This window comes from Pseudomonas sp. IC_126, assembly GCF_004331835.1.
GTDB lineage: Bacteria > Pseudomonadota > Gammaproteobacteria > Pseudomonadales > Pseudomonadaceae > Stutzerimonas.
Map to the genome: position 1 here is coordinate 444,834 of NZ_SJSS01000001.1, position 19,510 is coordinate 464,343.

The following is a 19,510-nucleotide window of genomic DNA, read 5'->3' on the forward strand; positions in this document are numbered from 1 at the left end:
TAAGCGAAGAAGGCGAGCTAATGAGGCAGAACGGTTATAGCTGCCGGTGAGCGAGGATATGAGTAACTTCAGAACCAGAACCGGATACCCGCCACCAAGCGCGCTTCACTGATGTCTTCGTCATCCGAGCGCGCCATGTCGGCCGTGTTCGCGTATCTGCGCACCCAGGTGACCCCGACGTATGGCGCGAATGCTCGGTTGATTTCATAGCGCAGGCGTAGCCCGGCGCCGACATCACTCAGCCCTGAGCCGACACCTCGGCGCTCGTCGTTGCGCCCGTGAATATTGATTTCGGCCTTGGGCTGCAACACCCAGTGCTGGGTCAGCAGAATGTCGTATTCGGCTTCCAGGCGAAGGGCCGTCTGACCGTCTTCACCGAGAAACGCGGTGGCTTCGGTTTCCAGCCCGTACAGCGGCATGCCTTGCACGCCAAGGGTGCCCCAAGTCTGCGGCGCGCCGGGTTCGAAGTCCTGGCGTACGCCGACAACGGTCTCCCACCAAGGGCCGATGGCGTGGCTCCAGAGCAGTTGCAGCTCGGCTTCCTCGGTGTGGCCGTTGGTGCGTTCGCCTTCGGAGCGGAAGGCCAGGCGATCTATGTCGCCGCCAAACCAGCCGTTCAGTTCCCAGGCCAAGGTGTCGCCAGCGTCACTGTCCTGCCATTCCACTTCGTCTGCGACGAAGAAAAACCGCGTGCCGCCCTGGTGCATCTGATGCTTCGGCTGGTCGGTAAAAGCCGCGGATCGGTCCGCCTCGGTGAGCGTTGGTATAGGGGAGCGGATCGCCTGGCCTGGTGGAATCCCGGTGGCGCTTGAATGCTTGGGAGGATGCGAAGTGGAGCCGTGTGGGCGGGGGTCGTTTGAATCCGAGCCATGCGGCTTGGCACCATGAACTATCTCGCCATGGCCAATTGAGGGCTTCATTTGGTCGTGGCCGGCATGACTGGAATGGTCGATGTGCTCCTGCGCCTGGCTCACGGCAGCGGTGAGGCTCAAGGCGATCGCTAGCGGGATTTTAATTGTCATGCGGATTCCCTTTATCGGACGCAGCGCGCGGCGCATGCGCGAGCTCCTTCGGTTCTTCGACGCGGAGTTCGCGAAACATGCCGAGGTCCATGTGCATCAGCATGTGGCAGTGGTAGGCCCAGCGTCCCAGTGCGTCGGCGGTGACGCGGTAGCTGCGTTTCGAGCCGGGCGGCATGTCGATGGTGTGCTTGCGCAGCTGAAATGCACCGTGCTCGTCTTCCAAGTCACTCCACAGCCCATGAAGGTGGATGGGGTGGTGCATCATGGTGTCGTTGACCAGCACGAAGCGCACACGCTCACCGTATTCAAGGCGGATCGGTTCGGCGTCGGCGAAGGGGATGCCATCGAACGACCAGGCGAAGCGCTCCATATGGCCGGTCAGGTGCAGCTCGATGGTGCGTGTCGGCTCTCGTCCGTCCGGATCCGGGAAGGTGCTGCGCAGGTCTGCATAGGTCAGCACGCGGCGGCCATTGTCGCGCAGGCCGATACCGGGATCGTCGAGCTTGGCGACAGGCATCATGGTCTGCATGTCCACCAGCGGGTTGGCTTTCTCGCTGGCCGGGTGGGACTGCATCTGGCTGCGCCCAGCGCCGTCATGCTGCATGGAAGAATGCTCCATGCTCGAATGATCCATGTCGGCGTGACTCGTCTCGCCATGGTTCATCGCAGCGTGTCCCATGGCGTGCGGCTGCGCTGAGCCGGGGCCATGGGAGGCGTGATCGTCGCCGTGTCCCATGTCGTCCATACTCAGCTCCGGACGAGCATCCGGCTCGGGTACCGGTGCGCTCAGGCCTTGGCGCATGGCCAGAGTACCGCGGGCATAGCCGCTGCGGTCCAAGGATTGGGCAAAGAGGGTATAGGCATCCTGATTGCCGTCCGGGGTGACGATGATGTCGACCGTTTCGGCCACAGACAGGCGCAGCTCATCAACCTCCACGGGTTCGACGTTCTGGCCGTCAGCAGCGACCACGGTGAGTTTCAAGCCAGGGATGCGAAAGTCGAAATAGGTCATCGCCGAGCCGTTGATCAGGCGCAGGCGCACACGCTCGCCTGGCTGGAACAGGCCGGTCCAGTTGCCGCTCGGTGCCTGGCCGTTGAGCAAGTAGGTGTAGGTGTCGCCGCTGACGTCGGCAAGATCGGTGGGCGTCATCCTCATCTTCGCCCAGGCCCAGCGGTTGCTTACGGTTTCGCGCCAGCCTCGGTCGGCGACGTCATTGATGAAGTCACCCATTGTGCGGCGGCCACGGTTGTAATAGTCGGATTGCTTTTTCAGCTTATCGATTACTCGCGCCGGGCTTTCATCGGTCCAGTCAGTGAGCATCACCACGTAGTCGCGTTCGTATTGGAACGGCTCGGGTTCGAGCGGATCAATCACCAGCGGCCCATAGACGCCGAGCTGTTCCTGAAACGCCGAGTGGCTGTGATACCAATAGGTGCCGCTCTGTTTCACCTTGAAGCGGTACTCGTACATGCCGTCGGGGGCGATGCCGGCAAAGCTGAAGCCGGGCACGCCGTCCATGTTGGCCGGCAGCAGGATGCCGTGCCAATGGATGGACGTGTCTTGTGGCAGACGGTTATGCACCCGCAATGTCACGGTATCGCCTTCGCGCCAGCGCAGCAGCGGACCAGGAATGCTGCCGTTAATGGCCATGGCGGTGCGTTCGCGTCCGCTGAAGTTGACGCTGAGGGAGTCTATGGCCAGATCGAACTCGGTGCCCGCCAACACCCCCTGTTCATTCGACTGACCGGGCTGCCCCACGGCCCACACGGGCTGACGCCACACGCCCAGCCCGGCAACGATGCCGCCAGCGGTCAGGCTTTTGACGAAGGTGCGGCGCGAAGATGTGCAATGCATGATGGCCCTGCTTGGTCAGCTGTCTTTGGTATGGGCGTGCCCACGCTCGGCTCAGGAGCTGCTTGGTGTCGACCCAAGCAGTGCATGGAGGATCGATTCCTCAGTCCGCCGGATATCGCGCGATTACCTCGTCCCTGCCGCCAGTCGTCAGGCCGATCACCTGATAGGCCTGCGCGGGCTGGGCGTAATCCATGCCAGGAGAGCCTGCGGGCATCCCCGGCACGGCGACACCGGCAAGGTCGTTTCGCTGCTTCAATTCGTGGATCTGCGCCACCGACACGTGCCCCTCGACGAACTTGCCATCGATCACGCCGGTGTGGCAGGAGGCGAGGCGCGGCGCCACGCCGAGGCGTTGCTTGACCGCGCTCATATTACTTTCGACATGGTCGCGTACCTCGAAGCCATTGGCCTGCAGGTACTTGACCCAGTCCTTGCAACAGCCGCAATTGGCGTCGCGGTGCACATCGATGATCTCAGCGGCCTGTGCGCTACCGGCCATGAACAGGGCGGCGAAGATGGCGAGTTTCAGTTTCATGGATGTCCTCCAGAAGAGCCTGGCAAAAAAGAACTTAGCGACAACCGCAGCCGCTGCCACAACCGGTTTTGCGTGTGGTCATCGGCGCTGCGTTGTTCTCGAGGTGCGCCGGATAACCCGCGTCCTCCAGTGCGGCGATCAGCGCCGTGCTGTCGGCGTTGCCTTCCACCCGAACCAGACCCGTGTCGACGTCGACCTCGACGCGGACGACGTCAACGACGGCTGTCAGCGCCTGGTTTACTTGGCGGACGCAGGAACCACAGGTCATGCCTTGTACGCGAAGATCGATAGTGCTCATGAGAAGTCCTCAAACAGACGCCGGTCAGTCCGGCTTGGCATGATCTTCAACCTTGTCCTCATGGCAGGGTCAAGCGACTAACAGTCCCGTTTTCCGCTATCGAAAAATAGCCCCATGCGGCTTTCGATAAGCTGAGCGGAACATTACTTTTCTGTCAGCTTCTGGCTCCTCACACTCGTTGGCCGCACACTCTCGCCATGTTTGAAAGGAATGAGTCGATGAAGCTTCTGGTCGCCGAAGACGAACCGAAAACCGGCATCTACCTGCAACAGGGCTTGAGCGAGGCGGGCTTTACCGTCGACCGCGTTACCACCGGTACCGATGCGCTGCAGGCCGTGTTGAGCGCGCCGTACGACTTGCTAATCCTCGACGTGATGATGCCCGGCCTGGAGGGTTGGGAAGTGCTGCGCATGGTGCGCGCCTCGGGTAACGAGGTGCCGGTGCTGTTTCTTACCGCGCGCGATCGCGTCGAGGACCGGGTCAAGGGGCTGGAGCTGGGCGCCGATGATTATCTGATCAAGCCGTTCGCCTTTTCCGAGCTGCTGGCGCGGGTGCGCACGTTGTTGCGCCGAGGCCACGCCGCGGCGCTGCAGACGCAGCTGAAGATTGCCGATCTCGAGGTCGACCTGATGAAGCGCCGAGCCATGCGTGGTAGCCAGCGCATCGACCTCACCGCTAAAGAGTTCGCGCTGTTGGAATTGCTGCTGCGTCGGCGCGGCGAGGTGCTGCCCAAGTCGCTGATCGCTTGCCAAGTCTGGGACATGAATTTCGACAGTGACACCAACGTCATCGAGGTGGCGATCCGGCGGCTGCGCGCCAAGATTGACGACGGCTTCGAACCCAAGCTGATCCATACCGCGCGTGGCATGGGCTACATGCTCGACGAGCCGGATGCACCATGAGGCGGTTGTCGCTTACCGCCCGGCTCAGCCTGATGTTCATGCTCGCCGTCACCGGTGTACTCGGTGCGGCTGGTTTCTTCTTCTACCAACTAAGCCAGCACCATTTCGACGAGCTGGATCGCCACACGCTGGAAGACAAGCTTCAGGCCAGCCGCCATTTGCTGCAGGGGCTCGACGAATTGGCTCAGTTCGACGCTATGCGCCCGCAGTTGCAGGCCTTGCTTGGTGGTCACAGCGATCTGTCGGCGCGCATCATCGATGTCGAGGGTCGGGTGCTGTTCGCTGATATGGGCGCCACGCGCGCGGCTAACTCCCATTCGCACGGCTCCGCCGGCGTCGAGGTGCCGCGTGGAAATCGAGTCTGGCGCAGCAGGACCGGCGTGGTCGAAGTGGCGGGGCGGCCGCTGACTGTCGAGCTGTCGCTCGATATCACCACCCACAAGATGTTCTTCCATGTCCTCACGGGCTGGCTCTGGAGCGCACTGGTGCTCTGCGCGTTGATCAGCGGTGTGCTCGGCTGGTTGCTGGCCCGCAGCGGTTTGCGCCCGTTGCGTGAGGTCACTCAGGTGGCAGCGTCAATGTCGGTAAAGTCGCTGACCGAGCGCATACCCGCCGAGTCGACGCCAGCCGAACTGCAGCAACTGATGCTGGCCTTCAACGCCATGCTGGCGCGGTTGGAGGACGCCTTCGTGCGGCTATCTAACTTCTCTGTCGACATCGCCCATGAGCTGCGCACACCACTATCCAATCTGATGACGCATACCGAGGTGGTGCTGACCCGTGCTCGCAGCAGCAAGGACTACCAGGAAAACCTCTATTCCAATCTGGAAGAGCTGCGACGCATGGCGCGAATGATCGATGACATGCTGTTTCTGGCCAAGGCGGACAATGGCTTGGTCATCCCAAGGGCGCAGCCGATCGACCTGCACCTGCTGTGCGAAAAGCTGCTGGATTTCTACCAGCTGACCGCTGACGAGCGCGGCGTCCATTTCGAGCTATCCGGCATGGCAGGCATCCAGGGCGACCCTGCGATGCTGCACCGTGCGCTGTCGAATCTGCTGTCCAATGCACTGCGCTACACGCCGGACGGCGGGGTGATCCGGCTCAGGATCGAGGCGGATGAAACAAACGTTGTGCTGACGATCAGCAACCCGGGCGCGACCATTCCAGAGCAGCATTTGCCGCGGTTGTTCGATCGTTTCTACCGGGTCGACCCAGCGCGTCGTGAAGGTAGCCCGAGCAATGCTGGGCTGGGATTGGCGATCACCCGTTCCATCCTCGAAGCGCATCGAGCAGAGATTCGCTGCAGCAGCCAGGACGGTTGGACCACGTTTGAAATCCTGTTCCGCATTCGCACCTGATGTGTTTACTTCGCATTGTCGAGTTCGTCGATCAACCGTTCCATCTGGACGATCTCTTCGCGCTGTGACTGGATGATCTGATCCGCCAGCTCACGCACCCGCGGATCTGTAATGGTGGCGCGTTCGCTGGTGAGGATGGCGATCGAATGATGCGGGATCATTGCCTTCATCCAGGACACCTGATCCACCGTCTGCTGGCTGCGTACCAGCCAGAGCGACGCGATGAACACCATCACGCTGCCGGCGAAAATGACAATATTTACGCCGCGCTTTTGATACATACCGAGCATGAACGACAGCATGATGATCGCCATGGTCGCACCCATGATCAACGCCATATAGACGCGCGTTTCGCTGAGGCGGATATGATCGAGTTGAAATGTATTCAAATACATCAAGCCGAACATGACTATCGTGGAAGTGGCGATCATCGCGCCGAATCGGGCGTAGTTAGTCATCGAGTCTTCCCTATCATCCAGTCAAACAATAGCTGTTGTAATGATGCTGACTCGTATGAGGGCGGGTCGTTCGATCGCGCCAGGCTAGAATTCATGCGGGTTTGCTGTGAGTTTGCTTACAAAATTGTCAGGCAGAAATGTCATTGCAACTGCAGGAAGCTACATGCCCCGATAGTGCCGTTCGGCTAACGACGTGGCATGTGTGTTTCAGCCCCGCCAGCTTGGCCATATATGCATATCGCTCACTCAGGCGCTTGGCCGAAGTCAGACAATCAATGCGGTACGTGACGTCCAGACCGGCACTACCGAAATATTCACTGACGCCTTGCAGCGCGCAGTTGCGAATGCCGGAATCGGTCAGCCCGTTTGTTGGTCTTCCTCGTGCCGTTCCAGCGCCACCTGACGGATCGACAGGCGGATCTCGGCGGGCAGCACGCGTTTGGCCACGCCTTCGGCCAGTTCGCCGAGTTTGTCGTGGTAAGCGAGTTTGCCGGCCGCGTCCAGACGCAGCACGTCCTGCTCCTGAAGGCTCTTGATGAAATGGCGGAACAGGCTCTTGTCGAAGAATTCCGGTGCGTTCAACCCATGCAGGATCGACAGGCGCTGGGCCATCACCGTGCAGAGCGTTTCCAACTCTTCGGCGGTGAGGCTGTGTTGACCGCTGTTGAGCAGCAGGGAAATTGCCATATAGAAGCGCTGTAATGTCTGCACGATGACCCGCGCCAGTAGCGTCAGCAGCACGAACTGACGCGAACTCGGTGCCGGGCGCACATAGGTTTCGCCATCGAGCTTGAGCAGGCCCTGGTCGACGAAGGCCGCCAGCCACTGGTCGATCACTGCCTCCAGCTCTTCCTGCTCCCAGCGTATGAACAGCTCCGCGCGCAGGTACGGATACAACGCCTGGGTAAAGCGCAGGATCTGCGCGCGGCTGATCCGCGAACTGCTCTGGAAGAAGCTCGCCAGTAGCGCCGGCAGGGCGAAGATGTGCATTACGTTGTTACGGTAATAGGTCATCAGGACGGCGTTCTGCTCGTCGAGATAGAGGATGTTGCCCAGCGCGTCCTTCTGTTCGGCAAGCAGGCCAAGGTCCTTCACATAGTCGATCAGTACCTCGCCATTGCCGTCCGGTAGCGTTGTATGAGGCGAATAGGGCACTGCGCGCAACAGGCGCTGATAGAGATCGAGGATGCGCGCCAACGAACGCTGATCCAGCGCCTGACGGCTGGTGGACAGCATCGCCAGCGCCACCAGATTGACCGGATTGACCGCCGCCGCTTCGTTGAGTCGCTGGGCGATGCGCTCGGCGAGGCGATTGGTCGTGCCGCTGAGCCATTCCGGGCGGTAATCCGGCGCCAGGTTTTGCTGGCGCCAACCGGACTGCTCCTTGTCCAGGAATGCGTTGAGCTTGAGCGGTTCGCCAAAATTCACCCAGACCTGGCCGAACCGCTGTTTTAGCGCGCCGATGACTTTGAAAATGTCGAAAATCGACTCCTTCTTCTTCTGCGCGCCGCGCAATTCGCCCAGGTAGGTGCGACCTTCCAGTACGCGCTCGTAGCCGATGTACACCGGCACGAAAAGGATCGGCAGCCGCGGCGACCGCAGGTAGCTGCGCAGCGTGATCGCCAACATGCCGGTTTTTGGTTGCAGCATGCGCCCGGTGCGCGAGCGGCCACCCTCGACGAAGTACTCGACCGGAAAGCCCCGGCTGAACAGCGTGTGCAAGTATTCGTTGAACACCGAGGTGTACAGCGGGTTGCCCTTGAACGAGCGGCGCATGAAGAAGGCGCCGCCGCGGCGCAGCAGCCCGCCGACCACCGGCATGTTGAGGTTGATGCCAGCCGCGATGTGCGGCGGCGTCAGCCCGTTGCGGAACAGCAGATAGGACAGCAGCAGATAGTCGATATGGCTGCGGTGGCACGGCACGTAGATCACCTCATGCCCGCGCACCGCCTCCTGCAGCGGCTCGATGTGATTGACCCGGATGCCGTCGTAGATCTTGTTCCAGAACCAGGACAGCACCACCTCGAGAAAGCGCACCGCCGTATAGGCATAGTCCGAGGCGATCTCGTTGCCGTAGCGCAGCGCTTTGGCCTCCGCCTTCTCCACGGAAATATTCTCGCGCTCGGCTTCGTCGCGGATCGCCTGACGCACCGCCGGTGCGTGTACCAGCCCTTTGACCAGATTGCGTCGGTGCGAAAGGTCTGGACCGATCACTGAGGTCTTCTGCTGCCGGAAGTGCACCCGCAGCATGCGATGAACCATGCGCAGGGTGCGCTCGTGGCCCTTGTTCATCGCCACGAGTTCGTCGAGCTGGATCGGCGTGGAGAACTGCACACGCGTCTTGCGCCCGAGTATCAGGATACTCAGCAGCTTGCGCAGTCGGCCGGTCACCGCCCAGCTGTCGGCGAACAGCAGCTTCCAGGGCCTGGTTTCGCGATCCGGGGACTGGCCCCAGAACACGCTCACCGGGACGATTTGCGCGTTATCCACGGCATTCTGCTCCAGTGCACCGACCAGCCGCACCAGCGGTGCCGGAGGCGCGATCCGTGTGCGTCGACCGAACCAGCTCGCGGCGGGATTGAGAAAGATGAACGCCGCTGGCTCGATATGGCTACCCACAGCGACCTCCGCCACCGGACGTGGCAAACCGGCCTTGCCGCACTCTTGATCGAGTACCGCCAGATCGCTCAGCGAGGCGCGTTGCAACACATAGAACACCGGCCTGCTGCGGTCCAGCTTGAGGTTGAAGGCTGACTGGTTGATGGTTTCCGAGCGCACCCAGAAATACAGCACACGGCGCACGATGGAGAAGAGCAGACGACGGATAGGGGAGCGGGTCATACGAATATTCGGCTAAAAAGGGGCAGGGCCCTCGAAGGCGGCAAGTGTGCCGCAAGCGCAGGCAGTGGACAAAAAAATTGATGCTCGATGTGTGCGTAGGGTGGAAAACCGCGAAGCGTTTTCCAGCGCAGATATTCCTTCCTGCCGACTCGAACCGAGGTGCGCGAGCGAAGTATCAGGTGCCCTCGGACCGAGTCGACAGCTGCGCCTCGATGGCCGCCTTGTCGATGACGGAGCGGACCTCGAAGATCCGCCCGTCCTTGAACGCATAGAAGACGTTCTCCGCGAACGAAACCTTCCGCCCGTAGACGTTCAGCTCCAGAAACCGGGCTTTTGGCGAGCAGTCGAATTGCAGCCGGCTCGCGACATAAGGCGGCTCGGCAACCAGCAATTCGATGTTGAAGTGTAGATCGGGAATGCTGGCGTAGTCGTTCTCCAGCATTTGGCGATAACCGGCCAGGCCGATCCGCTTGCCGTTATGACTCACCTCGTCGTGCACGAAGTGTCCCAGGTTCGACCAATCCCTGGCATTTAGACAGGCGATGTACTGTCGATAGATGCTGGCCAGATCGGCTGGAGCCATTGCTTATCCTCCGTTGCGCGAGTCGTATTGTCGGTCTTGAAACACTAGTTCAGCTTCGCACGATGCGTGTTGGCTATACGAGCAGCGGCACGGCGGATGCCTTCAGCGCGTCCAACTGCGGGAGCCGGCACCGGCACCGACCAGCAACAGCAGTGACCACACCAGCAGGAACACCAGGCCTACCGCCATCAAGGGGCTGGGCGGCAGGAACAGCAGCAGGTACAGCGCCTGCCCGACTAGGCCACCCAGGTAGTGCGCCCAGAGCGGCTTCGGCACCGTGACGCCCGAGAGCAATCCTGCTGCCAGCAGCGCGCCGCTGTAGTACAGGCCTGCATCCCAGGGTTCAGTCTGGCCGGTGATCAAGGGCGACAACGCCCAGATCGCCGCGCCTGCAAGCGCTGCGATCAGGAAGGGCAGGGCCCATGACCGGCTCATGGCGCCTCGCCTGATGCGCGCCTCGCGAACCAGGCATGGATCAACCCGGCCTGGTAGAAGGGAACGGGCTCACCGAAGCCGCCGGCCTCGATGATCGCAGCTATTCGCTCGGGAGGACGAATCGCAACGTCTTTGGCATAGGCCGCACGCATCTGCTCGACGCCCGCGGCGGGGATGTCCGCCGCCCGCATCATGTTCATCCAGGTATGGAGGAGGGCGTCGTACGCGGTCGAATCCACATCCGCTGCCAGATCGGAACTCGCCAATATCGCCCCCGGGCCAAGCCTCGTCGCGATGGCCCGGAAAAATGCGGTGCGAGCCTCCGGCTCCAGGATGAACTGGGAAACCAGGAAGCAGGTCGCCGCATCGAACGGCGCCTGCCCTGGCAGTGATTCCAGATAACCCTCGTGAAACTCGCAGCGCGATGCAAAGCCTCCCTTCATCGCCTTGTCGCGGCACACTTCCAGCATGGCAGCGGACGGCTCCACCGCCGTGAAGGTCCACTGCGGAAAGCGCTGTGCGAGATAGGCGATCTCCTCACCCGTACCCGCACCGATACACAGCAGCCGTGCATTAGTCGGAAGCTCGGCAAACACCGCTTCGAGGAGCAAGTGCAAGGCCTCGCGAATAGACGCCGTCTTGGCCCAGCGCTCGTCATAGCTCGAAGCCTGTTGATCGAATATCGCCTTGATCTCATCTCTGCGCATGGGGACTCCTTTTGCAGGCTCAGGTCGGGTACACGCCTCGGGGTATCAGATATCGCGCCGGCCTTTCAGCGCCAGCACCGCTACACCATAGCCCAGACCCGCGGCGGCCAGCCCCCACAGGTATGAGACAGGAATGGCAATCGCTGCCCACATGCGTGCTTCCGGGTCCGCCGGATAAACAAAGGATGTGAACGCCACCAACACCGGCAAAACCAGGCCGGCGCCGGCAATGGCCACCAGTGCTTTAACACGGCGCCCACGCAAATAACCCGCCAGGGACAGTGTTGCGATAAGGCTTGCCACGAATGCCATCGATGATTCCTTAACGTGCGGAATGAGAAGCGGGCAGGTCACCTGCCGTTCGCTACCGTTTTCGAGGATTGCATATCCGCCGTAACAACTACCGTGTCGAATTTCCACTTCCCCGTTCGACTACAGGACAGGGCAACTGCAATCCAAAGGAGAACATCGTGAAAATCACCGTAGAGACTCACGTAAAGGCCGATCTCGGAAAAGTCTGGGATGCCTACAACAATCCCGAGGACATCAAGCAATGGAATGCGGCTCAGGATGACTGGCACACGACCAGCAGCACCGTCGATCTGCGCGAAGGCGGCACGTTCATGTCACGCATGGAAGCGAAGGACGGCAGCGAAGGCTTCGACTTCGAAGGCACCTACACCCGCGTCGTACCGAAGAAGCTCATCGAATACCGGATGGGCGATGGCCGTGAGGCCGAGATCGAGTTTGCCGAGCGCCCCGACGGCGTTCTCGTGACCGTCAGCTTCGACGCGGAGACCGAAAACCCACCCGAACTCCAGCGCCAGGGTTGGCAGGCTATTCTGGATAACTTCGGTCGGCATGTGGAGGGCAAGAGCTGAGACGGGTCGCCGAAAGGGGCGGCTTTTGCCCCTCCCAGTGAGCGAAGCGAACGATTGCGTCTGTTGTCGGATGCGCCTTTGATGGAACGCCGGTACGCGCATGGCATCTGCGCATGCATAGCAAAGGAGTGAGGACCATGCTCGCAGCTTATGACCCTCATGCCCCCAAGCGGGCTGTTAACCTCGGCGTTAACGGTGACTTACTCCATAAAGCCAGAGACTTGAATATCAACCTCTCCGCGACATTGGAACAGGCTCTGGTCGAGGCCCTGAAGAACAAACAGCGTGAGCAATGGCTGGCAGAGAACAGCAAAGCCATCGATGCCTATAACGAATACGTGGAAGCCCAGGGTGTGTTCAGCGATGAGCTGAGGAGCTTCTGATGCTGAGTTTACCGTTTACAAGAACACAAACTCAGCCACCAAAGCTGCCGTACCCATGTGCAAAGCGATTTGATCGCCGAGCTGGGTACGCGAGTTGTGGTGCCTCTCTACACGGCTTTTGCCATGAAAGGGAAAACCCTCACGACCCTCACGCCAACCTTTGAAATTGAAGGCAGGCAGTACGTGATGGTAACTCCGCAACTGCCCAGTATCACCAAGAAGCAACTTGGCACCCAAGTTGCGGAACTCTCCGCGCAACGCGATGAAATCATTGCTGCTCTTGATTTGCTTATCACCGGAATTTCATAGGTGTATCTAACGCTTGATGAATTGTTAGACATTCTTAGTGCCGGCATCGAGCAATTTAACGATTCAGCGCGGAACCGTAAAAAAAGTGCACTGCCAGTAGCGTCGATGCCAGATGACACTGGACGATATCGAGTGCCTGCGACAGCTGTGCCGAATTTCCTCAGGTACAGAAATAGCCATGATGTTTAATGATTAAGAAGCGAGCAGAAGCGTAGCTTTGCGAAGGTCTAGTGGGCGAAGCGAACGATGCAATCTCCGGTAAATCTCCCAACCGCTTTGTCCGTTGCATTCGCCGCGTCCATCTTCATATAGTTCCGCCGGCATTTTTGCAGGCCGGTTGCGTGGTGCATGCGTGGCGCCGGCCTTGATCCATGGATGAGAGGCCAATGATCGAGTTAAAGAATCTGACCAAACGATTTGCCCAGCACACGGCGGTCGATGCGCTGTCGTTCAGCGTCCAGCCTGGTGAGGTGCTGGGTTTTCTCGGCCCCAATGGCGCCGGAAAGTCCACTACCATGAAGATGCTGACCGGCTTTCTCGCGCCGACTTCCGGTACGGCCAGCATTTTCGGTTGCGACATCCAGACCCAGACGTTGCAGGCCCAGCGGCAGATCGGTTATCTGCCGGAAGGCGCGCCTTGTTATGGCGACATGACGGTACGCGGCTTTCTTGAATTCATCGCTGAGGTGCGCGGCTATCGCGGCGCGGACAAGCGCGTACGGGTCGATACCGCGGCGGGGCAGGTCGAATTGGAGGCGGTGCTCGGCCAGACGATCGAGACGCTGTCCAAGGGCTTCAAGCGGCGCGTCGGGCTGGCGCAGGCGATTCTGCATGATCCGCGCGTGCTGATCCTCGACGAGCCCACCGATGGCCTTGACCCGAACCAGAAGCATCAGGTGCGCGAGCTGATTCAGGGGCTGGCGCAGGACAAGATCGTGATCATTTCGACCCATATCCTTGAAGAGGTCACCGCGGTATGTACCCGCGCGGTGGTGATCGCCAGCGGTCGCTTGGTGGCCGATGGCACACCACTCGAGCTGGAGAGCCGTTCGAAATATCACCAGGCGGTGACGCTGGTCAGCGACGGTCCGCTGGATGAGATTGCATTGGCAGCCATGCCGGGCGTGGCGGGGGTCGAGCACAACGAGCCGGAACACAGCGTCACGGTGCTGGCCAAGCCGGGCGAGGTGATCTTCCCGCAGATCAATGCGTTGATCGGCCAGCAGGGTTGGCCGGTGAAGCTGAACGTGGAGCGTGGTCGGCTGGACGAGGTGTTCCGTACATTGACCCGCGGGGAGGCGCTATGAGCCAGTTGCCGGTGATCTTCAAGCGCGAGCTGGGCAGCTATTTCGCCACGCCGCTCGCCTATGTGTTCATTCTGATTTTCCTGGTACTGTCCGGGGTGTTCACCTTTTATCTGGGTGGCTTCTACGAACGGGGCCAGGCGGATCTGGTGCCATTCTTCGGCTTCCATACCTGGCTGTACCTGTTCCTTATCCCCGCCATCGCGATGCGCTTATGGGCGGAGGAGCGTAAATCCGGCTCCATCGAACTGTTGATGACGCTACCGATCAGCTTGTTCGAGGCAGTCACCGGCAAGTTTCTCGCCGCCTGGGTGTTTGCCGGCATGGCGCTGCTGCTGACCTTTCCGATGGTCATTACCGTCAACTATCTCGGCGAGCCGGATAACGGCGCGATTGCCGCCGGTTACTTCGGCAGCTGGTTGCTGGCGGGTGCCTTCCTTGCGATAGGTTCGTGCATGTCGGCACTGGCGAAGAACCAGGTGATCGCCTTCATCCTGGCAGTCAGCGTGTGCTTTCTGTTCATCGTCAGCGGCTTGCCGATGGTGCTCGACGCTTTCGCCTGGGCACCGCAGTGGCTGGTGGATGCAGTGGCTTCGCTGAGTTTCCTGATTCGTTTCGACTCGCTCAGCAAGGGCGTGATCGATCTGCGTGATTTGCTGTATTTCGTGACGCTGATCATCGCCTGGCTGGCGGCTACTGCCGTGGTCGTCGATCTAAAAAAAGCGGCATAAGGGAGCCCACATGAAACGAGTGATTTATTCGGGTGCCGGACTGCTGCTGATCGCGCTGGCGTTCTTGGCGTTCAACATGTTCTCCGGTCTGCTGTTCACCGGTGCTCGACTGGACCTGACCGAGCAGAAGCTCTACACCATTTCCGAAGGCACCGAGACCATCCTCGATGAACTCAAGGAGCCCATCGAGCTTCATTTTTTCTATTCCGACCATGCGGTGAAAGACCTGGTAGCGCTGCGTAACTATGCCCGGCGTGTCGAGGAAATGCTGCGCGCCTACGAGCGCGAGGCGGGAAGCAAGATCAAGCTGCACGTGATCGACCCGCAGCCGTTCTCGGAAGAGGAAGATCGCGCCGCCGAGCTGGGCCTGCAGGCGGTGCCGTTGAACCAGAGTGGCGACACCATCTACTTTGGCCTTGCCGGCACCAACGCTTCAGGCCAGACGCAGGGCATTCCGTTCTTTCCGCTGGATCAGGAAGAGTTTCTGGAATATGAGATCAGCCGGCTGGTGCAAACGCTGGCGGCGCCGCAGATGCCCGTCGTGGGGGTATTGTCCGGGTTGCAGATCAATGGCGGTTTCGACATGCGCACCCAGCAGGCGACGCAGCCCTGGATGGTGCTGGAGAACATCCGCCAGGTGTTCCATATCGAGAGCCTCAAGCGCGACGTCGACATGATCCCGGCCAGCGTGTCGGTGCTGATGCTGGTGCACCCCAAGGAGCTACCGGAACAGACGCTCTACGCCATCGACCAGTTCGTCATGCGTGGCGGCAAACTGCTGGTGTTCGTCGACCCATACAGCGAAGCCGATCCTGGCATGGGCATCGGCCCGGGCGAGTTCGGCGAGAACAAGGCGTCCGATCTGGAGCCGCTGTTCGAAGCCTGGGGCGTGCGCATGGCTGCCGATCAGGTGGTGGCGGATGCGTCCTATGCGATGTCCGTCGGCGTTGGCGCCGAGCGTCGATCGGCCCGCCATCCCGGCTGGTTGAACCTACCTCAAGGCACCATGGATACCGAGGATGTCACCACCGCCTCGCTGGAAAGCCTGACGGTGGCCACGGCTGGTTTCCTCGAGCCGCTGGAGAGTGCAACGACCCGCTTCACGCCGCTGATCCAGAGCTCAAGCTATGCCATGCCGTTCGAGGCGGCGCGCTTCGCCACCCTGGATAATCCGGAAATGCTACTGCGTGAGCTGCAGCCGACCGGCGAGCGCTACACCTTGGCGGCACGCATTCAGGGGCCGGCGCAATCGGCCTATCCGAACGGGATCGAAGGGCGCTCGGATGGCCTCAAGGAAGCGGCCCACATCAATGTCATCGCTGTGGCGGATACCGATCTGCTAGCCGACCGCATGTGGGTACAGGTGCAGGATTTCTTCGGTCAGCGCCTCCCGCAGCCTTGGGCCGACAACGGCACCTTCGTGGTCAACGCGTTAGACAACCTCGCCGGTACCGATGCGCTGATTAGCATTCGCTCGCGTGGGCGCTTCGCTCGGCCTTTCGTGGTTGTCGAGGAACTGCAGCGTCAGGCGGAAAATCGTTTCCGTGAAACGGAAGATGTGTTGCAGCAGCGCCTGGCCGCGACGGAAACGAAGCTGGCCGAGCTGCAGAGCCCGGACCCGGAACAGGCGCTGGAACTGACCACCGAACAAGAGGCGGCATTACGGAGCTTCATGCAGGAGAAGTTGAGTATCCGCAAGGAGCTGCGCGAGGTGCGCTACCAGCTCAACGCTGACATCGAGGCGCTGGGCCGCACGCTGAAGTTCGTCAATATCGCGCTGATACCGCTGTTACTCACAGTGGGCGTGTTGCTGGCCTGGTTGTGGCGCAGGCGCCGGACCGGCTGATGGTCGGGTTCAACGGCTGCAAAAGAACCGAAGCCGAGAGTTTCCTGTTTATACTCAGCCGGCGAGCGGCCTGGAAACGCAGGTGTCATGTCTGTCCCGGTAGATTGTCGGGCGGACTGCTTGCTGCAAGTCGGGCCGGATCGTTCCATCCCCACGGTGGGGAATAACAAGAATCGAGTTGGAGAAAGTTAGGATGGCTGAGCGCGAGACCGGAACCGTCAAGTGGTTCAACGATGCCAAGGGTTATGGATTCATCCAGCGGGGTAGTGGTGCGGATGTGTTTGTGCACTACCAGGCGATTCGTGGCGATGGCCACCGCTCTCTGGCCGAAGGTCAGCAGGTGGAGTTCTCGGTTACCCAAGGCCAAAAAGGCCTGCAGGCCGAGGACGTTGCAGGGCTCTGATCCTGCTGCGGCAATGAAGCGGCCCGTCGCTCGATGGGCACATTGATGACAAACCCCGCTATTCAGCGGGGTTTGTTTTCTATGACGTCTTTATAGTTCTGTAGGGTGGCTTCAGCTCACCACGCGGTGGCACCATGGTCTGGTCGTCGGCCGAATGATCGGCCCCCTACGGATGTGCGCTTCCAACAGAACAAGCCACCAAGGACCCGTTCAGAGGCCCCATCAATCCGTACGCCAGACGATTTCCTCTTCGCCGCGTTCGCTGATGCTGATCCAGCGATCGGCATCTTCCACTGATTCTTCTTCCTGCCAGCCGCCAGGCGCGCAGCGAATTTCCACCCCCAGCGCCTGATATGCGGCACGCGCGCAGGCGACATCGTCTTCCCAGGGTGTTGCGTCGCTTTCGAGCAACAGGCTATGCCATTTGCCGACCGCCTTCGGCAGCCAGGTGATCGGGACCTGTCCAGCGCGGCACTTGAACGTCTTACCTTTGGGTTGCCACGCAGAACAGGGCCCGACGGCCAGGTTGAGCCAGTCGGTGACGGCGTCCTGGCTGGCATCCCTGAGGTAGATCTCGATGTCCGGTTGGCGCATGGGCGGCTGCCTTGTTGGGTGATGTTTCAGTTGATTCTGTGGTCGGTCGGTATCTGTACTGGCCCGCTTGCGACGAGGCGTCTGCAAGACGGGTCCTAGCGCATGGCAACACTAGGCGTCGCGCTGAATCCAGTCGTAGCGTATCGCAACCCGTACACGCAGTGGCGCCTCGATCACCGCGGCGCGGCGTTCGGCGCTGGCGCGCCAGCCGTGCGGGGTCATCGCCAGTAGATCGGCACGGTCATCGGCACTGTCCAGCTGCAGTTCGAAGGTCAGCGTTTCGCTGTGGGCGAGATGCATGCCTTCTGGGATCAGTGACAAGTGCTTTTCGTCATCATAGTCACGTACTTCGTCATACAGCAGACCGCGCAGTTCCCAAAGGTGCTCGCGGGTAGGGCCCATGCGCAGCAGGCCTCCGCCGGGTGCGAGCAGGCGCCGGGCTTCGGACCAGTCCAGCGGGCTGAATACGCTGGCGAGCAAGTCGCAGCTGGCGTCTGCCAGCGGCACCCGCGCCATGCTCGCCACCAGCCATTCGAGCTGCGGTGCACGCTTGCAGGAACGCTTGACCGCCTCGCGGGAAATATCCAGTGCATAGCCTTCGGCATTCGGCAACGCCTGGGCGATCTGCGCGGTGTAATAGCCTTCGCCACAGCCTATATCCAACCAGCGACCAGGCGCACGTTCGGCCGCCAGCTGCGCCAAACGTGCAGCCAGCGGCGCATAGTGGCCACCATCGAGAAAGCGCCGCCGCGCCTCGACCATGGCCTGGTTGTCGCCGGGGTCGCGGCTATTCTTGTGCTGCACCGGCAGCAGATTGAGATAACCCTGACGGGCACGATCGAAACGGTGATTGGCCGGGCAGGCGACGCCATTGTCGACTGCGATCAGCCCGGCGCGGCATATGGGGCAGATCAGCATGCGAGCAGATTGACCAGCGTCTGGTAGTAGATATCGGTCAGCAGGTCGAGATCGCTGGCCAGGATATGTTCGTCCACTTGATGAATCGTTGCGTTGACCGGGCCAAGCTCGACCACCTGGGTTCCCAAGGTCGCGATGAATCGGCCGTCCGACGTGCCGCCGCTGGTGGAAGGCGTCGTTTCGCGACCGGTCACGCTGCGGATCGCCGCAGCCACGCCGTCGAGCAGCTCGCCCGGCTCGGTGAGGAAGGGCTGGCCCGACAACGCCCAATCGACGCTCCAGTCCAGCCCGTGCTTGTCGAGGATTGCTGCGGTGCGTTGCTGCAAGCCTTCAACAGTGGATTCGGTGGAAAAGCGGAAGTTGAACACCGCTTCCAGCGTACCGGGGATGACGTTGGTCGCACCGGTACCGGAATTGAGATTGGAAATCTGAAAACTGGTCGGCGGGAAGAAGGCGTTGCCATCGTCCCAATGCTCGGCAGCCAGTTCGGCCAGCGCCGGCGCGGCCAGATGAATCGGATTCTTCGCCAGGTGCGGATAAGCCACGTGACCCTGCTGACCCCGTACGGTGAGGGTGCCGCCGAGCGAGCCGCGGCGGCCATTCTTCACTACATCACCCACCAACGTGGTACTCGACGGTTCGCCGACGATGCACCAGTCCAGGCGTTGACCGCGTTCGCGCAGACGCTCGACGACCGCCTTGGTGCCGTGGTGCGCAGGGCCTTCTTCATCGCTGGTGATCAGGAACGCGATCTGACCTTTATGGTTGGGATGGTCGGCGGTGAAGCGCTCCACCGCGACGATCATCGACGCCAGACTGCCCTTCATGTCCGCCGCGCCGCGGCCGTGGAGCATGCCGCTCTCGTCGATGCGCGCCGTGAACGGTGGGTTCCGCCACGCCTGCACCGGCCCGGCGGGGACCACGTCGGTATGACCGGCGAAACACAGGACCGGCCCTTCGTTGCCGCGTATCGCCCAGAAGTTTTCGACGTCCTCGATGTGCATCGGCTCGATGGCGAACCCGCAGGCGGCAAGCCGCTCGCTCATCAGTTGCTGGCAACCCTCGTCCAGCGGTGTTACCGAAGGCCGGTTGATCAGCTCACAGGCAAATTCGAGAGTCGGGGAGAGGGCGGCGGCAGTCATCA

Annotated in this window: 22 protein-coding genes and 1 pseudogene; 9 read left to right on the forward strand and 14 right to left on the reverse strand. The window is 60.9% G+C overall.

Annotated elements, in window-relative coordinates; translation table 11 throughout:
* Positions 1-68: 68 nt before the first annotated feature.
* The 4 genes from E0D86_RS02010 to E0D86_RS02025 all read right to left on the reverse strand — a co-directional run bounded on the left by E0D86_RS02010 (position 69) and on the right by E0D86_RS02025 (position 3,710).
* Complete coding sequence (locus E0D86_RS02010) at positions 69-1,022, reverse strand: copper resistance protein B (protein WP_131648305.1); 954 nt, start codon at positions 1,020-1,022, stop codon at positions 69-71.
* Positions 1,012-2,877, reverse strand: a complete 1,866-nt coding sequence (locus E0D86_RS02015) for a copper resistance system multicopper oxidase (RefSeq protein WP_131648306.1) — start codon at positions 2,875-2,877, stop codon at positions 1,012-1,014. The genes E0D86_RS02010 and E0D86_RS02015 overlap by 11 nt, the downstream gene beginning before the upstream one ends.
* Positions 2,878-2,977: 100 nt before the next feature.
* A complete protein-coding gene (locus E0D86_RS02020) occupies positions 2,978-3,412 on the reverse strand; it encodes a DUF411 domain-containing protein (RefSeq protein WP_131648307.1) in 435 nt (144 codons plus the stop codon).
* 34 nt (positions 3,413-3,446) lie between these two features.
* Positions 3,447-3,710, reverse strand: coding sequence for a heavy-metal-associated domain-containing protein (locus E0D86_RS02025; protein WP_131648308.1), 264 nt, complete (start codon positions 3,708-3,710; stop codon positions 3,447-3,449).
* A gap of 218 nt (positions 3,711-3,928) precedes the next feature.
* Here E0D86_RS02025 and E0D86_RS02030 point away from each other — a divergent pair, with 218 nt between their 5' ends.
* Positions 3,929-4,612 (forward strand): heavy metal response regulator transcription factor, encoded by a 684-nt coding sequence (locus E0D86_RS02030; protein ID WP_131648309.1) that lies wholly within the window; start codon positions 3,929-3,931, stop codon positions 4,610-4,612.
* The gene (locus E0D86_RS02035) at positions 4,609-5,973 is read left to right on the forward strand and encodes a heavy metal sensor histidine kinase (protein ID WP_131648310.1); all 1,365 of its coding nucleotides are present in this window, start codon (positions 4,609-4,611) and stop codon (positions 5,971-5,973) included. The genes E0D86_RS02030 and E0D86_RS02035 overlap by 4 nt, the downstream gene beginning before the upstream one ends.
* Before the next feature lie 5 nt (positions 5,974-5,978).
* Here E0D86_RS02035 and E0D86_RS02040 read toward each other — a convergent pair whose 3' ends face one another.
* From E0D86_RS02040 to E0D86_RS02065, 6 genes are all read right to left on the reverse strand, one after another.
* On the reverse strand, positions 5,979-6,431 hold the full coding sequence (locus tag E0D86_RS02040; RefSeq protein ID WP_131648311.1) for a DUF305 domain-containing protein: 453 nt from the start codon (positions 6,429-6,431) through the stop codon (positions 5,979-5,981).
* Between the two features lie 357 nt (positions 6,432-6,788).
* Positions 6,789-9,272, reverse strand: a complete 2,484-nt coding sequence (gene plsB / locus E0D86_RS02045) for a glycerol-3-phosphate 1-O-acyltransferase PlsB (RefSeq protein WP_131648312.1) — start codon at positions 9,270-9,272, stop codon at positions 6,789-6,791.
* A gap of 175 nt (positions 9,273-9,447) precedes the next feature.
* Positions 9,448-9,855, reverse strand: coding sequence for an ester cyclase (locus E0D86_RS02050; RefSeq protein ID WP_131648313.1), 408 nt, complete (start codon positions 9,853-9,855; stop codon positions 9,448-9,450).
* A gap of 102 nt (positions 9,856-9,957) precedes the next feature.
* The gene (locus E0D86_RS02055) at positions 9,958-10,290 is read right to left on the reverse strand and encodes a hypothetical protein (protein WP_131648314.1); all 333 of its coding nucleotides are present in this window, start codon (positions 10,288-10,290) and stop codon (positions 9,958-9,960) included.
* Positions 10,287-10,997: a class I SAM-dependent methyltransferase gene (locus E0D86_RS02060; protein WP_131648315.1), complete on the reverse strand. Its 711-nt coding sequence runs from the start codon at positions 10,995-10,997 to the stop codon at positions 10,287-10,289. Before E0D86_RS02060 ends, E0D86_RS02055 begins: the two co-directional genes overlap by 4 nt.
* A gap of 45 nt (positions 10,998-11,042) precedes the next feature.
* Positions 11,043-11,309: a hypothetical protein gene (locus E0D86_RS02065; RefSeq protein WP_131648316.1), complete on the reverse strand. Its 267-nt coding sequence runs from the start codon at positions 11,307-11,309 to the stop codon at positions 11,043-11,045.
* Between the two features lie 158 nt (positions 11,310-11,467).
* Here E0D86_RS02065 and E0D86_RS02070 point away from each other — a divergent pair, with 158 nt between their 5' ends.
* The 3 genes from E0D86_RS02070 to E0D86_RS02080 all read left to right on the forward strand — a co-directional run bounded on the left by E0D86_RS02070 (position 11,468) and on the right by E0D86_RS02080 (position 12,570).
* The gene (locus E0D86_RS02070) at positions 11,468-11,878 is read left to right on the forward strand and encodes an SRPBCC family protein (RefSeq protein WP_131648317.1); all 411 of its coding nucleotides are present in this window, start codon (positions 11,468-11,470) and stop codon (positions 11,876-11,878) included.
* Between the two features lie 137 nt (positions 11,879-12,015).
* Entirely contained in the window at positions 12,016-12,261 is a 246-nt protein-coding gene (locus E0D86_RS02075) for a type II toxin-antitoxin system CcdA family antitoxin (protein WP_131648318.1), read from the forward strand.
* A gap of 57 nt (positions 12,262-12,318) precedes the next feature.
* Complete coding sequence (locus E0D86_RS02080; protein WP_131648319.1) at positions 12,319-12,570, forward strand: CcdB family protein; 252 nt, start codon at positions 12,319-12,321, stop codon at positions 12,568-12,570.
* A 61-nt stretch (positions 12,571-12,631) separates the two neighbouring features.
* Here E0D86_RS02080 and E0D86_RS21820 read toward each other — a convergent pair.
* Positions 12,632-12,715: pseudogene (locus tag E0D86_RS21820) on the reverse strand (ANT(3'') family aminoglycoside nucleotidyltransferase); the annotation flags it as partial.
* 241 nt (positions 12,716-12,956) lie between these two features.
* On the opposite strand from E0D86_RS21820, the gene E0D86_RS02085 reads away from it, so the two are divergent.
* The 4 genes from E0D86_RS02085 to E0D86_RS02100 all read left to right on the forward strand — a co-directional run bounded on the left by E0D86_RS02085 (position 12,957) and on the right by E0D86_RS02100 (position 16,854).
* Complete coding sequence (locus E0D86_RS02085) at positions 12,957-13,877, forward strand: ABC transporter ATP-binding protein (protein ID WP_131648320.1); 921 nt, start codon at positions 12,957-12,959, stop codon at positions 13,875-13,877.
* Positions 13,874-14,605, forward strand: coding sequence for an ABC transporter permease subunit (locus E0D86_RS02090; protein WP_131648321.1), 732 nt, complete (start codon positions 13,874-13,876; stop codon positions 14,603-14,605). The genes E0D86_RS02085 and E0D86_RS02090 overlap by 4 nt, the downstream gene beginning before the upstream one ends.
* Positions 14,606-14,615: 10 nt before the next feature.
* Positions 14,616-16,451: a Gldg family protein gene (locus tag E0D86_RS02095; RefSeq protein ID WP_131648322.1), complete on the forward strand. Its 1,836-nt coding sequence runs from the start codon at positions 14,616-14,618 to the stop codon at positions 16,449-16,451.
* 193 nt (positions 16,452-16,644) lie between these two features.
* Positions 16,645-16,854, forward strand: a complete 210-nt coding sequence (locus E0D86_RS02100) for a cold-shock protein (protein ID WP_122164305.1) — start codon at positions 16,645-16,647, stop codon at positions 16,852-16,854.
* A gap of 222 nt (positions 16,855-17,076) precedes the next feature.
* On the opposite strand, the gene E0D86_RS02105 is transcribed toward E0D86_RS02100, so the two are convergent.
* From E0D86_RS02105 to dapE, 3 genes are all read right to left on the reverse strand, one after another.
* The gene (locus E0D86_RS02105) at positions 17,077-17,448 is read right to left on the reverse strand and encodes a hypothetical protein (protein WP_131648323.1); all 372 of its coding nucleotides are present in this window, start codon (positions 17,446-17,448) and stop codon (positions 17,077-17,079) included.
* A 111-nt stretch (positions 17,449-17,559) separates the two neighbouring features.
* Positions 17,560-18,366, reverse strand: a complete 807-nt coding sequence (locus tag E0D86_RS02110) for a putative RNA methyltransferase (protein WP_131648324.1) — start codon at positions 18,364-18,366, stop codon at positions 17,560-17,562.
* A complete protein-coding gene (gene dapE / locus E0D86_RS02115; RefSeq protein ID WP_131648325.1) occupies positions 18,360-19,508 on the reverse strand; it encodes a succinyl-diaminopimelate desuccinylase in 1,149 nt (382 codons plus the stop codon). Before dapE ends, E0D86_RS02110 begins: the two co-directional genes overlap by 7 nt.
* Positions 19,509-19,510: the final 2 nt, after the last annotated feature.

Bases quoted from the DNA above. Each gene is read 5' to 3' on its own strand.
- E0D86_RS02060 (WP_131648315.1), bottom strand. From the start codon at position 10,997: ATGCGCAGAGATGAGATCAAGGCGATATTCGATCAACAGGCTTCGAGC.
- E0D86_RS02020 (WP_131648307.1), bottom strand. From the start codon at position 3,412: ATGAAACTGAAACTCGCCATCTTCGCCGCCCTGTTCATGGCCGGTAGC.
- dapE (WP_131648325.1), bottom strand. From the start codon at position 19,508: ATGACTGCCGCCGCCCTCTCCCCGACTCTCGAATTTGCCTGTGAGCTG.
- E0D86_RS02105 (WP_131648323.1), bottom strand. From the start codon at position 17,448: ATGCGCCAACCGGACATCGAGATCTACCTCAGGGATGCCAGCCAGGAC.
- plsB (WP_131648312.1), bottom strand. From the start codon at position 9,272: ATGACCCGCTCCCCTATCCGTCGTCTGCTCTTCTCCATCGTGCGCCGT.
- E0D86_RS02065 (WP_131648316.1), bottom strand. From the start codon at position 11,309: ATGGCATTCGTGGCAAGCCTTATCGCAACACTGTCCCTGGCGGGTTAT.
- E0D86_RS02025 (WP_131648308.1), bottom strand. From the start codon at position 3,710: ATGAGCACTATCGATCTTCGCGTACAAGGCATGACCTGTGGTTCCTGC.
- E0D86_RS02090 (WP_131648321.1), top strand. From the start codon at position 13,874: ATGAGCCAGTTGCCGGTGATCTTCAAGCGCGAGCTGGGCAGCTATTTC.
- E0D86_RS02055 (WP_131648314.1), bottom strand. From the start codon at position 10,290: ATGAGCCGGTCATGGGCCCTGCCCTTCCTGATCGCAGCGCTTGCAGGC.
- E0D86_RS02035 (WP_131648310.1), top strand. From the start codon at position 4,609: ATGAGGCGGTTGTCGCTTACCGCCCGGCTCAGCCTGATGTTCATGCTC.
- E0D86_RS02075 (WP_131648318.1), top strand. From the start codon at position 12,016: ATGCTCGCAGCTTATGACCCTCATGCCCCCAAGCGGGCTGTTAACCTC.
- E0D86_RS02110 (WP_131648324.1), bottom strand. From the start codon at position 18,366: ATGCTGATCTGCCCCATATGCCGCGCCGGGCTGATCGCAGTCGACAAT.
- E0D86_RS02050 (WP_131648313.1), bottom strand. From the start codon at position 9,855: ATGGCTCCAGCCGATCTGGCCAGCATCTATCGACAGTACATCGCCTGT.
- E0D86_RS02010 (WP_131648305.1), bottom strand. From the start codon at position 1,022: ATGACAATTAAAATCCCGCTAGCGATCGCCTTGAGCCTCACCGCTGCC.
- E0D86_RS02085 (WP_131648320.1), top strand. From the start codon at position 12,957: ATGATCGAGTTAAAGAATCTGACCAAACGATTTGCCCAGCACACGGCG.
- E0D86_RS02095 (WP_131648322.1), top strand. From the start codon at position 14,616: ATGAAACGAGTGATTTATTCGGGTGCCGGACTGCTGCTGATCGCGCTG.
- E0D86_RS02015 (WP_131648306.1), bottom strand. From the start codon at position 2,877: ATGCATTGCACATCTTCGCGCCGCACCTTCGTCAAAAGCCTGACCGCT.
- E0D86_RS02100 (WP_122164305.1), top strand. From the start codon at position 16,645: ATGGCTGAGCGCGAGACCGGAACCGTCAAGTGGTTCAACGATGCCAAG.
- E0D86_RS02040 (WP_131648311.1), bottom strand. From the start codon at position 6,431: ATGACTAACTACGCCCGATTCGGCGCGATGATCGCCACTTCCACGATA.
- E0D86_RS02030 (WP_131648309.1), top strand. From the start codon at position 3,929: ATGAAGCTTCTGGTCGCCGAAGACGAACCGAAAACCGGCATCTACCTG.